Genomic DNA, 15586 nt, shown 5'->3' with positions numbered 1-15586 from the left:
TCAATAGTATAAAGAATTACATTTGTCCAGCTAATAAACTAATATTTTATTTTTTATGAATATTCCTGCAGAATTAAAATACACAAAAGACCACGAATGGGTTAAGATCGAAGGTGATGTAGCAACAATTGGAGTTACAGATTTCGCACAAGGTGAACTAGGAGACATCGTTTATGTGGAGGTAGAAACTGTTGATGAAACACTAGAGAGAGAAGAGATTTTTGGTACAGTAGAAGCTGTAAAGACTGTTTCTGATCTATTTTTACCACTTTCAGGAGAGATTATAGAATTTAATGAGTCTCTTGAAGATGAGCCAGAAAAAGTAAATACAGATCCTTATGGAGAAGGATGGATGATAAAATTAAAAATATCTGACCCTTCTGAAGTTGCAGACTTAATGAGTGATGCTGATTATAAAGAACTTATTGGAGCTTAAAAAGGAGTATTACCTTTTTTTTGCTATTTCTTGGTTGGTTTTAATAACGATAGCAAGCTTGATTTCTGTAGATTTAGTCAAAGAAGTTGAATCAGGAATCGAAGTTTCAGACAAATTAGTTCACGGTATATTTTATTTTGTCAATACAATTTTGTTTTATTGTTATTTTAAAAAAGCAGGATTAAGAAATACAGTTATTAAAATTTCTTTATTTTCTTTTATTTATGGTATACTTATTGAAGTATTACAATATGTGTTACCTTATGAGAGATCCTTTGATTTGAAAGATATTCTTGCGAATTCTATAGGAATTTTAACAGCTATCTTTTTGATAAGCTTTTGTTTAGCATCTAGATTGCGTTAAAAAGGGAAATTTTATTGGAAATAATGCAAATAAATAATTAAATTAGCAAACAAATAAATAGATTATGGAACCTAAAAAGAATCCTAAAGCTGATTTAACTCGTAATAGTGGACTATATTTCGCTATCGGGTTGGCTATAATTTCATTCCTTACTTGGAGAGCTATCGAGTGGAAGAAATATGATAAGGTAGAAGCTTTTAATTATACAATGGATGTAGATGAGCAGTTGGAGGAAGAAGTGCCTTTAACTGAACAAATAAAAACTCCACCACCTCCACCGCCACCAGCAGCACCTGAAGTAATTGAGGTTGTTGAAGATGAGGAAGAAGTAGAGGAGACAGTTATTGAGTCTACAGAAACGTCTCAAGAAGAAGAGATTGTTGAAGTTGAAGAGATTGTTGAGGTAGAAGAAGTAGTTGATGTAGATGTACCTTTTACAGTTATTGAAGATAAACCAATGTTTGAGAACTGTAAAGGAGTTCCAAAAGCAGAGCAGTTTGCATGTTTTAAAGAGAACTTAGATAAGCACGTAAGAAAAACATTCCAATATCCTGATATGGCTCAAGAAATGGGTATTCAAGGTAGAGTGTATGTAAACTTCCGTATTAATAAAGATGGTTCTATTACTATCCTTAATACAAGAGCTCCAGACAAAAGTTTAGATGCTGAAGCAAGAAGAATTATTAATAAGTTACCTAAGTTGATTCCTGGTAAACAAAGAGGAAGACCAACACCAGTAACGTTTGCTTATCCAATTGTATTTAAATTAAACTAATACGTTTAATACAATATATTTTCAAAGCCTGAGTATTTTTACTCGGGCTTTTTTGTTTTTGGTACGTTTGTTGAATACTTTTTTGTTAGTAATTAATTTAAAACCAAAGCATTATGAAAGTATTTGAGAAAACAAAGTTAGAACAAGTTAGGGCTGAGCATGATTCTGTAGCCTCAAAAAAGGATTTTAGGATTAAAGGTGGGGTTCTTCGTTTCCAATTGGGCTTATTATTGGCTTTAGCAGTATGTTATTTTTTGATTGAAACAGCCTTTGCTGTTCCAAGTCCCCAAGAATCGGTAGCCTCCTTAGTTTTGAATGAAGATGAGGTGTTTGTAATGCCAAACTTTGAAACTGAAAAAGTAAAGACCGAACCTAAGGAAAACAATACGCCTCAGAAAACAAAAATCACAGAAGAGATTAGCGTTGTGGAAGATGATGCTAAATTGGAAGTTAAAGATGAGTTTTTAAATACTACTAAAGATGTTGTGGAGGTTTCCGTAGATGATATTGTAGTTCCAGAACTAGTGGAAGATGTAGGTCCTATTTCTGTTAATAATGTTGAGTTTGTGCCTGTATTTCCAGGATGTGAATCTCTAGAAACAAATGTTGAGCGTAGAGAATGTATGAGTATGGAAATTAATGAAATTGTTAAAAGAAATTTTGATGCTTCAATCGCTTCCGATTATGGTTTGACAGGTCGACTTAGAATTGATGTTCAGTTTAAAATTGACAAACAAGGGCAAGTATCAGATGTTAAAGTTCGTGCTCCACATAAATCTTTAGAGAAAGAAGCGGCTCGTGTAACTAGATTGATTCCTCAGATGAAGCCCGGTATACAAGGGAATCGAGAAGTTGAGGTGTTGTTTACAAAGCCAATTATCTTTGTAGTAGAGTAATCATCTAAATCATTGCATAAAAACCTTTTGTGAGTTATCTTTGCAGCCGATTTAGAATGGATTGATGAAAACTACGTTGGATACAGCTACGAATACAAATTCACTTTCCCTGATTTTTGATGATTTTAAACAAATCACGAAAGCAGGACTATCTTTTAGTGTGGTTTTCTCCTCCATAGCAGGTTATTTGCTAGGAGCGGAGGTTTTTAGCTGGAAGATACTTTTACTATTGTCCTTTGGTGGTTATTGTATGGTAGGAGCTTCCAATGCCTTCAATCAACTCATAGAGAAAGATCTTGATGCGCTTATGAAGCGTACTCAAAATAGACCAATTCCTTCAGGAAGGATGTCTACTTCCGTAGCTTTTACTATTGCAATTGTATTTACCATTGTTGGAGTTACTGCTTTGTATGTAGTAAATCCTAAAACGGCAATGTTTGGTGCGATTTCAATATTTTTATACACATGTATATATACGCCTTTAAAAACTAAAACGCCATTGGCTGTTTTTGTAGGTGCTTTTCCTGGGGCGATCCCTTTTATGTTAGGTTGGGTTGCTGCTACTAACGATTTTGGTATAGAGCCAGGAACGTTATTTATGATTCAATTTTTTTGGCAGTTTCCTCATTTTTGGGCTATTGGTTGGATGTTGGATGATGATTACAAGCGTGCAGGATTTAAAATGCTTCCAACAGGAAAGAAAGATAAAGCTACGGCTATACAGATAATTATGTATACTATATGGATGATCTTGGCTTCTGTTTTTCCAGTTACAGGATTAACGGGTAGATTGGTGCTTTCTGTTCCTGCAGCAATAATTATTTTTTTACTAGGAATAGGAATGCTTACTTTTGCATTCAGGTTATATCAGAGAAGAGACAATAAATCGGCAAGAGCATTGATGTTAGCTAGTGTTAGCTATATCACATTAATGCAAATTGTATATGTAGTAGATAAATTTTTAAGTTGATGGATTTAACTCAAGGGAGTAGCGAATTAAAGAATGCTAGAGCTAAGAAAATGATGCTTTGGTTTGGAATGATAAGTATTGCAATGATGTTTGCTGGGTTAACCAGTGCTTATGTTGTAAGTAAATCAAGGCCAGACTGGGTGTCAGCTATAGATATTCCAGTTGCTTTTGTTATTAGTACAATAGCGATTGTATTAAGTAGTGTGACTTTCTTCTTGGCAAAAAAAGCAGTCAACGATAATAAAAGAAGTGCTGCAACAGGACTTTTATTGACTACTTTAGGGCTAGGAATAGTGTTTGTAATATTCCAATTTCGTGGTTTTGCAGAAATCGTAGAAGCAGGATTTTATTTCACTGGTGTAGAGAGTACAATAACAACATCTTTCCTTTATGCGATCGTATTTTCGCATTTAGTGCACGTTTTTGGTGGTTTATTGGTGTTGATTGTAGTAATTTATAATCATTTTAAAGAAAAATACAAACCCGGTCAAACACTTGGTTTAGAGCTTGGTGCGATGTTTTGGCACTTTCTAGACTTTTTGTGGGTATATTTGATTTTATTTTTCTATTTCTTTAGATAAATAAAAAACGTAAATTTGAAAAATTTTAAAATAAGAATACTTTAACATTTATGGAAGCTACTGTTACAACAGGTTCTGAAGAAAAAGTTTGGGGCGGAGGCAACAAACCTCTTAACGCTAGTTATGGTAAGATGATGATGTGGTTTTTCATCGTATCAGATGCATTAACTTTTTCTGGATTTTTAGCCGCTTACGGTTTTTCTCGATACAAGTTTATCGAAACATGGCCAATCGCCGATGAAGTGTTTACTCACTTCCCATTTTTACATGGTGTAGATGCACCTATGTATTATGTGGCATTAATGACATTTATCCTTATATTTTCTTCTGTAACCATGGTGTTGGCAGTAGATGCAGGACACCAACTTAAAAAGACTAAAGTTATATGGTATATGTTTTTTACCATCATCGGGGGAGCAATATTTCTTGGTTCTCAAGCATGGGAGTGGAAAAACTTTATCAAAGGGGAATATGGAGCAGTAGAGCTTAGATCTGGAAGAATACTTCAGTTTTTAGATGCTACTACTGGAGAACGTGTTGCATTAGCAGATTTTGCAAAGCCATTACATGGAGAGCGTAAAACGCAAGAATCTAATGAGGGGATTTGGTTTATGTCGGAAACAGCATTACCATCTTTCTCTGTTGCTGAAGTAAAAGCAGGTTTCGAAGCGAATAAAAATATAGTAGCAAGAACTGAAGTTTCTGACGAGAACGGTAAGAAAATTGTTCTTTCTCGTGATGAAACTGCGGAGCGCCTTGGGCAAGCTGCAATGGTAGTTGAGGGAGCTAACTTAGTTCACAACGAATATGGAAATAGATTGTTTGCAGATTTCTTCTTCTTTATTACTGGATTCCACGGTTTCCACGTATTATCTGGAGTTGTTATCAATATCATTATTTTTATAAACGTTATTTTAGGAACTTACGAAAGAAGAAAGAATTACGAAATGGTAGAAAAGGTTGGTCTTTACTGGCACTTTGTAGATCTTGTTTGGGTATTCGTATTTACCTTCTTTTACCTTGTATAAATTATATATTTAGAAAAAAATGGCACACGCACACGAATCAAATACAAAAAGAATTTGGGTAGTTTTTGGAATCATGTCCGTAATTACTATCGTAGAAGTTATATTAGGTATTATAAGACCTGCTGCTCTAGATACATATGTTGTAGGGATGAAGTTGCTTAACTGGATCTTTATTATTCTTACACTTGTTAAAGCATATTATATTGCTTGGGCATTTATGCACTTAGAAGGAGAGAAAGGAAGCTTTAGATGGTCTATAGTATTACCGTTATTAATCTTAATTCCTTATCTAATGTTTATATTATTAGTAGAGGGAAATTACATTCATGATGTCTATCAAGATGGCTTTGTAAGTTGGGATTTTTAATACTTTAACAATATTCATAAGGCGGTTTTTAACCGTCTTTTTTATTTTTACACTGTTTTTAATTATATCTTAAATGAAGAAGTATATTGTTCTTACAGTATTGTTTGTGCTTCCTATTGCTGTGTATCTTTTTTTTGCTTCTGGAGTTAATAATTTTGGTAAACTACCAATTCTTAATTCAGAAATAGAAGAAGTTAGCGGACTTGTAGATGCCGATGGATTAGGAGTTGAGTTTAAAGATAAAATTACCGTATTAGGTTTTTTAGGTGATAATGTAGAAGCTCATAAATTAAATGCTTTTAACCTTAATCAGAAAATATTTAAACGCTTTGGAGGTTTTACAGATTTTCAATTTGTTTTTTTATCTCCGAAAGGAAGCGAGCAAGATGTTGAGAATCTTAAAGTAGAACTTAAATCTCTTACAGATATATCTAATTGGCATTTTGTATTTACTTCAGAAGAAAAAATAAAATCTGTTTTTAAAAGTCTTGAAACGCCGTTTTCTCTAAATGAAGAACTTTATAGTCCTTATGTTTTTATTGTTGATAAAGATGCTAGTTTACGTGGTAGATTAAAAGATGATCATACAGGGAGAAAACTCTATGGTTATGATGCTACTTCTGTTGCAGTGTTGAATAATAAAATGATAGACGATATAAAGGTGTTGTTAGCAGAATATCGACTAGCAGTAAAGAAAAATGGGGTTACAGAAAAAGACGCTTTCCTAAAGTATAATAAAGATGAAGAATAAGTCGTACATAGTAGTAGGGTTTGTAGTATTGGTTTTTGGAATTATTTTTATTCCTAAAATTATAGAACGTATCCAAAATGGAACTGTAGTAGATACAGATAGACATGCTATTGGAGAAAAGAAAATGGAGGCTTCCGACTTACTCAAAATGGGAGAAGTGCCTTCTTTTGAGTTTGTAGATCAAAATGGCACTACTATTACTAATAAAGATTATGAAGGGAAAGTCTATGTAGTTGAATTTTTCTTTACGACTTGTCCATCAATCTGCCCAGTTATGACTGAAAATATGGTGAAGCTTCAAAATCGATTTAAAAGAAATGATGACTTCGCGATCGCTTCTTTTACAATTAATCCAGATCATGATACGCCAGAGGTTTTAAAAGAATATGCAGATAAATATGAGATTACCAATCCTAATTGGCATTTAATGACAGGGGATTTAGATCAGGTGTATAAGCTCTCCAATACTGGTTTTAATTTATATGCAGGTAAAAATGCAAATGTTAACGGAGGTTTTGAGCACTCAGGATTATTCGCTTTAATAGATAGAGATGGATATATTAGATCTAGACCAGATGATTTCGGAAATCCGATAGTGTATTATGATGGCACTACGGATGAAGGTGTTAAAATGATAGAACAGGATATTGCTATACTTCTAAAATAATAAGAATGGATTCTAATACTTCTCTTGAAAAAAAATATAATAAATGGATAGTTATCTTGTCGATAGCTATTCCTGTTGCTGTTGCAGCTCTTTTTGGGATAAAACTACCAAATGTAGAGCCTTTATCTTTTTTACCACCAATATATGCTACTGTAAATGGTTTAACCGCAGTATTATTGGTAATTGCAGTGATTGCAATTAAGAACAAAAATGTTGTTTTGCATGAGCGTTTAATGAAAACCTGTATTGGTCTTTCCATTGCGTTTTTAGTTATGTATGTGGCATATCATATGACTTCAGACTCTACAGTGTTTGGAGGTGAAGGAGCTATAAAGTATGTTTATTATTTTATTTTAATAACACACATAATACTTTCTATTGCTATCATTCCTTTAGTATTAATCACATTTGTACGAGCATTATCTAAGCGTTTCGATAAGCATAGAAAGATAGCTAGAATAACATTCCCTCTGTGGTTATATGTAGCCGTTACTGGTGTTGTTGTTTACCTTATGATTTCTCCTTATTACAGTTAAAAGTCATTAAAATGAAAAACATAAAAGTTATATTAATAATTTTAGTTTTAGTGCTGTTGCCAGACTTTCTTCAAGCGCAATGTGCAATGTGTCGTGCCGTACTAGAAACTGGAGGTAACGAAGAAGTTGCTGAAGGTATTAATAACGGTATTGTTTATCTTATGGCTGTTCCATACATATTAATAGCTGTTATAGGTTTCTTTATTTTTAAGAGAATGAAGTAAATTATTTTATTCTGATAGTTAGTTGATTAATTTTTTTCAAAAAAAAGTTAATTATTTTGTAACAATTAGCGTTTATATAAGTCTTATTATCGTAAGAGTGATTTAACCAAGCTTATATTTTTGTATTTTCACTAATAATATTAGTGTGTTATTTAAGAAAACTAACCATCATGATCGAAATAAAAGACCTTCATAAGTCGTACCACATGGGTAGTAATTCCCTTCATGTGCTTAAAGGAATTAACTTTTCAGTAAAAGAAGGAGAATTGGTTGCTATAATGGGGTCTTCTGGATCTGGAAAATCTACGTTACTTAATATCTTAGGAATGTTAGATAATCTGGATGAGGGAGAATATCTTTTGGATGGCGTTACAATTAGAGACCTTAGTGAAACCAAAGCGGCCAATTACCGTAACAAATTCTTAGGTTTTATTTTCCAATCTTTCAATTTAATAAATTATAAATCTGCTTGGGAAAATGTGGCACTTCCACTTTATTACCAAGGAGTAAATAGAAAAGTTAGAAAAGAACGTGCCATAAAGCACCTCGAATCGGTTGGATTGGGACCTTGGGTAGATCATTTACCAAGTGAACTTTCAGGAGGACAAAAACAAAGGGTTGCCATAGCGAGAGCATTAGCGGCAGAGCCAAAAGTAATGTTAGCAGATGAGCCAACGGGAGCTTTAGATAGTAAAACCTCTCATGAAGTGATGGATCTTATCCAGAAAATTAATGACGAAGGAAAGACTATTTTGGTAGTAACTCACGAAGATGATATTGCACATATGTGTAAGCGTATTGTTCATCTTAAAGATGGTGTTATAGTTGAAGACTCCTATGTAGAACAAGTAAGAGTTTCTCCGTATGTTCAGTAGAGATCTTTGGTCAGAAATATTCCACAGTATAAAAAGCAACAAGCTTAGAACTTTCTTAACTGGTTTTTCTGTCGCTTGGGGTATTTTTATTCTTGTGCTACTGCTAGCTTCTGTAGATGGCATGAAAAATGGCTTTACAAAGCAGTTTAATGACGATGCTACAAATTCAATATTTATATATCCAGGGACTACAACAAAACCTTACAAAGGGTTTGAAGCAGGAAGAAGGATTCAGTTTAAAAATGAAGACTTAGATTTTATAGCTAAAAGTTTCGAAGGGTATTACGAGTATATTACACCTAGATTTTCTAAAGGTGTAGAAGCAAGGTTCGGAAAAGAAACAGGGTCCTATTCTGTTCGCGGGGTAAATCCAGATCATCAAATAATAGAAAGAACGGTTATAGATCGTGGGCGATATATTAATGATAACGATATGCGCAACACGCTTAAGGTTGTGGTGATAGGTAAAGTTATTGCGCAAGAGTTATTTAAAGATACCGATCCAATAGGCGAAAATATAATCCTTAATAAGTTAGCTTATAAAGTAATTGGTATTTTTTCTGATGATGGGAACGAAAGAGAGGAACGTAATATGTATGCTCCTGTTACAACCATGCAAAGGCTTTATAGCAATACACAAGACATAGATCAAATCGCATTAACGTATAATCCTGAATTTAATTTTGCGGAAGCGATAAATTTCTCAGATAATTTAGAACACGTATTAAAACGTAGATTAGTTATAGATCCAGAAGATCAAGGCGCGTTATATATGAATAATTATGCAGAAGGTTTTTCTGATGTTTCTAACTTCACAACAATGCTTTCTGCAATAAGTATCGGAATCGGAATGTTGATTCTAATTGCCGGGATTGTAGGGATAGGAAATATATTAGTTTTTATTATTAAAGAACGTACCAAAGAAATTGGGGTAAGAAAGGCGCTGGGAGCAAAACCATTTGATGTTATTAAATTAGTGTTGCTGGAGTCTGTGTTTATTACTTCAATTTCTGGATTAATTGGGATGTTGTTTGCAATGGCAGTTGTTGGAGTTATATCGCCAATAATAGATGCCCCTGCTTTTTCAAATCCATCAGTAGACACTGTAACTGTTGTAACTTCTACAATTGTATTAGTTGTGGCAGGATTATTAGCAGGATTAATACCTGCAATAAATGCAGCACGTGTAAAACCAATTGTAGCACTAAGAGCCGACTAACTATGGGAATATTTGATAGAGACCTTTGGACAGAAGTTTTTAGTACGCTAACTAAGAATATGTTGAGAACATTTCTCACCACTCTTGGGGTGATTTTTGCAATCGTAATCTTAATTCTTTTATTGGGTGCTACCAACGGAATGTCTAATGGATTCAATAAGATTTTTGCTGGTACAGCTACCAATAGTATGTTTATGTGGACTCAAAACACATCTATGGCATACAAAGGGTTTGAACGTGGTAGACCGATAGATTTTACTTTAGAGGATGTTGATCTTATTAAAAAGCAAGTTAGCGAAGTAGATATTATAGCGCCTAGAATTCAACTTGGAGATTTTGGTGGTACAGCAACGGTTATTCGTAACGGTAGAACTAGTGGATCTGGAGTTTATGGAGATTATCCTAGTATAGATTTAGTTTCAAAAAAGCGAATTGTTGAAGGTCGATTTATCAACCATAACGATATTGAAGAATCTAAAAAAGTCTGTGTTATAGGTGTAGATGCCTATAAATTACTGTTCGATAAAGGGGAAAAAGCAATAGGGAAATCAGTTAAAATAAACGGAATATACTTTTCTGTTGTTGGGATTTATAAGAAGAACGATAACATAAATTTCGAAGGCGAGAATTCAATTTTTGTACCGTTCACAACTTTTCAAAAGGCTTTTAATAGCGGAAATAAAATAGGCTGGATGGCTATTTTGGTAGATCCTGATAAAGAGGTTGCTGTAGCTGAAAATAAAATTAAAACAATTTTAAAAAGAAAGTATAGTATTCATCCTGATGATATTAGAGCGATTGGATCTTTCGATTTCTCAGAGATATTTAAAGGGATTAGTGCATTTACATTTGTATTGCAAGGGTTTTCCTTTTTCGTTGGAATATTCACATTGCTAGCGGGAGTAATCGCAGTTAGTAATATCCTGTTGATTACAGTAAAAGAACGAACAAATGAGATTGGAGTAAGGAGAGCTTTAGGGGCAACTCCTAAGATTATAAAAAGACAAATTATATTAGAATCTATTGTACTTACAACCTTTGCTGGTTTAGTAGGTTTTGTTATATCGGTAGCAGCGTTGCATTTTTTAGATTATAAGTTTGGAAATTCAGATGAGTTTCCTTTCGTAAATCCAACGGTGAGTATCCCACAAATTCTATTTTCATTTATATTGATGATTTCATTAAGTGTGTTAATAGGATTGATACCGGCAAATAGAGCTGTGAAGATAAAACCAATAGAAGCATTAAGAGAAGAATAACTAAACAACCATGAATGAGCATAAATAATCAAAGTACGGCCTGTAAAAAGAAGTAGTTCGGTTATTGTGTAAATTCCTAAATATGAGAGAATCTTGATTTTTTCAATTTAGGTAAATTAAAAATTTTAATAAGATGAAAAAGATTTTAAAGTACGTTTTAATTGGAATAGGAGTGGTTCTTGTTCTATATGCAGTTGCTAGAATTTTAAAAACAAATAGCAAGCCTGCTGTTACTTTTGATACCGCAACGGCAACCGAAGAGACTATTACAAATAGAGTAGTCGCTACTGGAAAGGTTATTCCAGAGGATGAAGTATTGATAAAGCCACAAATATCTGGTATTATCGAATCTATTCATGTGGAAGAGGGTGATAAACTTAAATCTGGAGATCTTATTGCTAAAATTAAAGTTGTTCCAAATGAGCAATCTTTAGTGAGCGCTAGAGGGCGTGTTAGTAATGCAGAGTTCACTTTGAATAATGCGAAAATAGAATATGATAGAAATAAAAAGCTTTTTGATAAAGGAGTAGTTGCTAGTCAAGATTTCTTAGCTGTAGAATTACAATACAATCAGGCTAAGCAAGATCTTCAAAATGCTAAAAACGATTATCAAATTATTAAAGTTGGTTCTTCAGGGGGTTCTGCTACGGCAAATACAAATATTCGTGCTACAGTAGAAGGTACAGTTTTAGAGATTCCAGTAAAAGAAGGAGATCAGGTTATTGAAGCTAATAACTTCAACGACGGTACATCTATTGCAACTATTGCAGATATGTCGAAAATGATTTTTGAAGGACAAGTAGATGAAGCAGAAGTTGATAAATTAGAAATGGGAATGCCAATCTCTATTAATTTAGGAGCTGTTCAGGACAAAGAGTTCGATGCTAAATTAAAATTTATCGCTCCAAAAGGAGTTGAAGATCAAGGAGCAGTTCAGTTTACAATAAAAGCTGATTTATCTTTACCGTCAGATGTATTCATAAGAGCTGGTTATAGTGCTAATGCGTCTATCATTTTAGATAAAAAAGAAAAAGTATTAGCTATAAAAGAGGCATTACTTCAGTTTGATAAAGAAACAGAAAAGCCATATGTAGAAGTAGTGACTGGAGAGAATGAATATGAACGTCACGATTTAGAATTGGGAGTTTCAGATGGAATTAATGTAGAGGTTTTATCTGGAATTACTAAAGACGATAAGATTAAAGTCTGGAATAAGACAGAGCCTATGGAAGATGAGAAAAAGGGAGATAGCTAATTAATACTGAAAATTAAAAATGCGCTTTATGAAATTAAAATTATTGATTTTAGCATTAACATGTTCGGTTTTTGCGTTTGCTCAAGAAAAGAAGATTTGGACACTTGAAGAATGTGTAAGATATGCTGAAGAGAATAACTTAAGCATTCAACAGGCAGAATTAAATATCGAAAGTGTAAAGATTGATAAATCTGATGCGATTGGGAATTTTATTCCGAGTTTGAATGCTCAGGCCTCTGCTTCTTCAAGCACAGGATATTCTGTAGATCCAACAACAAATAGTTTTGTGAACCAGAAGTTCTTTAATGTAACGCCATCCGTATCGTCTTCCTTGACTTTATTTGATGGTTTAAGAAACTTTCATACGCTTAACAGAGCGAAATTAAATGCTATAGCAACGCAATACCAATCTGACGATATAAGAGATGATATTAGACTAGCAGTTGCAAATGCATACCTTCAGATACTATCTAATAGAGAAACACTTAATGTTTTAAATGCACAATATAGATCTACTCAACAGGATTTGGAAAGAACGAATGAGTTGGTAGAAAATGGGGTTCTGCCAAAAGGAGATCTTTTAGAAATTCAAGCTACAGCAGCTACGCAGGAACAACAAATTGTAAATGCTGAAAATAGTGTGCTTATATCTAGAATTAGTTTGGCACAATTGCTTCAAATCACCGATTATGAAAATTTTGACGTGGTAGATGAAGGGTATGTGATTCCAGATGATGCTGTTTTAAAAATTACTCCAAAAGAGATTTATGAAAAAGCACTTACGTTTAGAAATGATATAAAAGCTTCTGAAGCAAATGTAGATTTAGCAACTAAAGATTTACAAATTGCTAAAGCATCAAGATATCCTTCTTTAAATGCTTTTTTTCAATACAACACTAGGTATTCTGATAATGCAACATATCCAGCGAGTTTAAATCCTGTTACAGGAGATTTTATTGCAGGGCCTTCTATTTCTTTTAAAGACCAATTATGGTTACAAGATGGTTTCTCTTATGGGTTACAACTAAATATTCCTATTCTGAATAACTTTAGTGTAAAGAATAATATAAAGAGAAGTCAGATAGACATTCAAAGAGCAGAATTACAGCTCCAACAAGATAAATTGAATTTAGAAACAGACGTTAACCAAGCTTTTGTAGATGTTAAAGGTGCTTATAAAAACTATGAGGCGGCTGGAAAAACTGTTGAGGCTAGACGTTTGTCTTACGATTATGCTAAAGAACGTTATAACGTTGGGTTAATGAATAGTTTTGATTTTAGTCAGGCGCAAGCTAGGCTGGATGATTCTGAGGCAACACTTATTCAAGCAAAATATGATTTTATCTTCCGTTTAAAGGTGCTTAAATTTTATTACGGAATTCCTTTGGAAGAATGGTAAGATTGCAGGTACTTTTGCATTATGGCGATAATATTAAATTTAGAGACAGCCACTACCAATTGCTCTGTTAGTATTAGTAGTGATGATAAAGTAATAGCGTTAAAAGAAATTAACGACAAGGGGTATTCCCATGCTGAAAATTTACATGTTTTTATAAAAGAAGCGTTACTTGACGCTTCTTTGTCATTTTCAGATATCGATGCTATAGCCGTAAGTATGGGGCCAGGTTCTTACACTGGATTACGAATTGGTGTTTCTGCTGCCAAAGGCTTATGTTATGCGTTAGATAAACCATTAATTGCTGTACCTACATTGTCTGTATTAGCGCTGCAAGCTGCTACAGATGGTTGTGTTATATCTCTTTTAGATGCGCGTAGAATGGAAGTCTATGCAGCTGTTTTTAAAGGGAAGCAACAAATAAGAGAAACCAAAGCTGAAATTATAGATGAACATTCATTTTCCGATTATTTATCGGAAGGAGAGGTTCGCTTTATTGGTGATGGGGCTGCAAAATGTAAAGATGTTATTAAGAATGTAAATGCCATATTTACAACAGATGTAAACTTTCCATCGGCTAAAGAGCTGGCTTTTTTTGCAAATGAAAAGTACAAAAAAGGCGACTTTGAAGATGTCGCCTATTTTGAACCTTATTATTTGAAAGATTTTGTAACTACAAAACCTAAAAATTAAGCTTGTTTCTGAATCTCTACTTGATGTGGGTAAGGAATTTCAATACCTTCAGCATCAAATCTATTTTTCATTTCTTCTAAAACGTACCAACGGCAAGCCCAGAAATCACCATTTGTAGCCCAATATCTTAATGATAAGTTTACAGAGCTATCTGCTAATTCGGCAACCATTACTTCTGGTGCAGGGTGTTTTAATACTTTATCATTAGATTTAACAATATCTAATAGAATTTCTTTAGCCTTTTTGATATCAGAATCATAGCTTATTCCTGCGGTGATGTTCTCTCTACGTGTACTTTCTGCACTGTAGTTAACAATGTTTTCGTTAGATAATTTACCATTAGGAATAATAGCTTGTTGATTTCCGAAAGTATTCAATACAGTATTGATAATACCAATTTCTTTTACCGTACCAGAAAGTCCTTGTGCTTCGATAAAATCTCCTACTTTGAAAGGTTTGAAGATTAGTATAAGCACACCTCCAGCAAAATTAGATAGAGAACCTTGAAGGGCTAAACCAACAGCTAAACCAGCAGAGGCAATAATTGCGGCAAAAGAAGTTGTTTCGATCCCTAAAGTTCCTAATATTACTATTATTAATAAGATCTTAAACGCCCAATAAAGTAGATTAGCTAAAAACTCCCTTAAGCTAAGGTCGTAATTTCTTCTCTCCATTATTTTTCTAATCAACTTTAATACACGACCAAATATAAAAGAACCTATGATCCATATTAAAATAGCCATGATTACTTTTGGCGCATATGCTACTGCAACTTCCATTCCTTGTTCAAACCACTTTTCTGTTTCCATATAATTTTAATTTTTTTCAAAATTAGAACCTATAAAATTAAATCGAAAGAATTTTACAAGTTTTATTACGTATTTTCTCATAAAATTTTCCAAATAAAAAGCTGTTTTAATGGTGTTTAATCATTAAAAACAGCTTTTATATGTTTTATAGAATGTTTTTTAATCTATTTCGAATGTAATTTTTACGTTTACTCTAAAGTTGGCAATATCACCATTATTTACGGTAACACTTTGCTCGTTTATATAAACAGATTTAATATTTTTCACCGACTTAGATGCTTTTTTTACTGCGTTTCTTGCGGCATCTTCCCAGCTTTTCTCTGAACTTGCTAGTACTTCTATTACTTTTAAAACTGACATAATGTTGTGTTTTTTATGATTAATAATTCATCTTCTTAAAGATAGCTTTTTTTATTCGATTTTGAAATTTATACGCTTCTAACTATTGCTATTTTAGAGAGTTATTAATTTCAAAGTAATATTTT

At 33.3% G+C, this 15586-nt stretch carries 20 protein-coding genes; 18 read left to right on the top strand and 2 right to left on the bottom strand.

The annotated features are described in order from the left end of the window. Positions 1-55 precede the first annotated feature (55 nt). The 18 genes from gcvH to tsaB all read left to right on the top strand — a co-directional run bounded on the left by gcvH (position 56) and on the right by tsaB (position 14292). Entirely contained in the window at positions 56-436 is a 381-nt protein-coding gene (gene gcvH / locus ACN0TY_RS00960; RefSeq protein WP_236957204.1) for a glycine cleavage system protein GcvH, read from the top strand. Next, the gene (locus ACN0TY_RS00955; protein ID WP_417443013.1) at positions 426-800 is read left to right on the top strand and encodes a VanZ family protein; all 375 of its coding nucleotides are present in this window, start codon (positions 426-428) and stop codon (positions 798-800) included. Before gcvH ends, ACN0TY_RS00955 begins: the two co-directional genes overlap by 11 nt. A gap of 64 nt (positions 801-864) precedes the next feature. After that, entirely contained in the window at positions 865-1575 is a 711-nt protein-coding gene (locus ACN0TY_RS00950) for an energy transducer TonB (protein ID WP_236957202.1), read from the top strand. 113 nt (positions 1576-1688) lie between these two features. Further along, complete coding sequence (locus ACN0TY_RS00945; RefSeq protein WP_417443012.1) at positions 1689-2471, top strand: energy transducer TonB; 783 nt, start codon at positions 1689-1691, stop codon at positions 2469-2471. A 64-nt stretch (positions 2472-2535) separates the two neighbouring features. Beyond that, on the top strand, positions 2536-3441 hold the full coding sequence (gene cyoE / locus ACN0TY_RS00940) for a heme o synthase (protein ID WP_417443011.1): 906 nt from the start codon (positions 2536-2538) through the stop codon (positions 3439-3441). Then, positions 3441-4022 (top strand): cytochrome c oxidase subunit 3, encoded by a 582-nt coding sequence (locus tag ACN0TY_RS00935; RefSeq protein ID WP_236957199.1) that lies wholly within the window; start codon positions 3441-3443, stop codon positions 4020-4022. The genes cyoE and ACN0TY_RS00935 overlap by 1 nt, the downstream gene beginning before the upstream one ends. 50 nt (positions 4023-4072) lie before the next feature. Further along, a complete protein-coding gene (locus ACN0TY_RS00930; RefSeq protein WP_236957198.1) occupies positions 4073-5050 on the top strand; it encodes a cytochrome c oxidase subunit 3 in 978 nt (325 codons plus the stop codon). Between the two features lie 19 nt (positions 5051-5069). Beyond that, positions 5070-5417 carry a cytochrome C oxidase subunit IV family protein gene (locus tag ACN0TY_RS00925; RefSeq protein ID WP_236957197.1) on the top strand — a complete coding sequence of 116 codons (348 nt, stop codon included), beginning with the start codon at positions 5070-5072 and terminating at the stop codon, positions 5415-5417. Between the two features lie 73 nt (positions 5418-5490). Further along, positions 5491-6168, top strand: a complete 678-nt coding sequence (locus ACN0TY_RS00920; RefSeq protein ID WP_417443010.1) for a hypothetical protein — start codon at positions 5491-5493, stop codon at positions 6166-6168. Then, a complete protein-coding gene (locus ACN0TY_RS00915) occupies positions 6158-6835 on the top strand; it encodes an SCO family protein (RefSeq protein ID WP_417443009.1) in 678 nt (225 codons plus the stop codon). The genes ACN0TY_RS00920 and ACN0TY_RS00915 overlap by 11 nt, the downstream gene beginning before the upstream one ends. A 5-nt stretch (positions 6836-6840) precedes the next feature. Further along, positions 6841-7371, top strand: a complete 531-nt coding sequence (locus tag ACN0TY_RS00910; protein WP_417443008.1) for a DUF420 domain-containing protein — start codon at positions 6841-6843, stop codon at positions 7369-7371. Positions 7372-7382: 11 nt separating this feature from the next. Then, on the top strand, positions 7383-7595 hold the full coding sequence (locus ACN0TY_RS00905; protein ID WP_417443007.1) for a hypothetical protein: 213 nt from the start codon (positions 7383-7385) through the stop codon (positions 7593-7595). Between the two features lie 170 nt (positions 7596-7765). After that, positions 7766-8470: an ABC transporter ATP-binding protein gene (locus ACN0TY_RS00900; RefSeq protein ID WP_236957192.1), complete on the top strand. Its 705-nt coding sequence runs from the start codon at positions 7766-7768 to the stop codon at positions 8468-8470. Further along, entirely contained in the window at positions 8460-9689 is a 1230-nt protein-coding gene (locus ACN0TY_RS00895; protein WP_417443006.1) for an ABC transporter permease, read from the top strand. The genes ACN0TY_RS00900 and ACN0TY_RS00895 overlap by 11 nt, the downstream gene beginning before the upstream one ends. Before the next feature lie 2 nt (positions 9690-9691). Further along, positions 9692-10948, top strand: a complete 1257-nt coding sequence (locus ACN0TY_RS00890; RefSeq protein WP_236957190.1) for an ABC transporter permease — start codon at positions 9692-9694, stop codon at positions 10946-10948. Between the two features lie 133 nt (positions 10949-11081). Next, the gene (locus ACN0TY_RS00885; RefSeq protein ID WP_236957189.1) at positions 11082-12203 is read left to right on the top strand and encodes an efflux RND transporter periplasmic adaptor subunit; all 1122 of its coding nucleotides are present in this window, start codon (positions 11082-11084) and stop codon (positions 12201-12203) included. 28 nt (positions 12204-12231) lie between these two features. Beyond that, positions 12232-13602 carry a TolC family protein gene (locus ACN0TY_RS00880; RefSeq protein ID WP_417443005.1) on the top strand — a complete coding sequence of 457 codons (1371 nt, stop codon included), beginning with the start codon at positions 12232-12234 and terminating at the stop codon, positions 13600-13602. A 21-nt stretch (positions 13603-13623) separates the two neighbouring features. Continuing rightward, complete coding sequence (gene tsaB, locus ACN0TY_RS00875) at positions 13624-14292, top strand: tRNA (adenosine(37)-N6)-threonylcarbamoyltransferase complex dimerization subunit type 1 TsaB (protein WP_417443004.1); 669 nt, start codon at positions 13624-13626, stop codon at positions 14290-14292. Here tsaB and ACN0TY_RS00870 read toward each other — a convergent pair. Further along, positions 14289-15101: a mechanosensitive ion channel family protein gene (locus ACN0TY_RS00870; protein WP_236957186.1), complete on the bottom strand. Its 813-nt coding sequence runs from the start codon at positions 15099-15101 to the stop codon at positions 14289-14291. The genes tsaB and ACN0TY_RS00870 overlap by 4 nt on opposite strands. Positions 15102-15260: 159 nt before the next feature. Beyond that, positions 15261-15461 carry a dodecin family protein gene (locus tag ACN0TY_RS00865; protein ID WP_236957185.1) on the bottom strand — a complete coding sequence of 67 codons (201 nt, stop codon included), beginning with the start codon at positions 15459-15461 and terminating at the stop codon, positions 15261-15263. Positions 15462-15586 lie beyond the last annotated feature (125 nt).

The organism is Joostella sp. (genome assembly GCF_048266025.1).
Classification (GTDB): Bacteria; Bacteroidota; Bacteroidia; order Flavobacteriales; family Flavobacteriaceae; genus Galbibacter; species Galbibacter atrarenae.
Note: the sequence above shows the minus strand (reverse complement) of the source record. Positions and strands in the feature narration are given on the sequence as shown.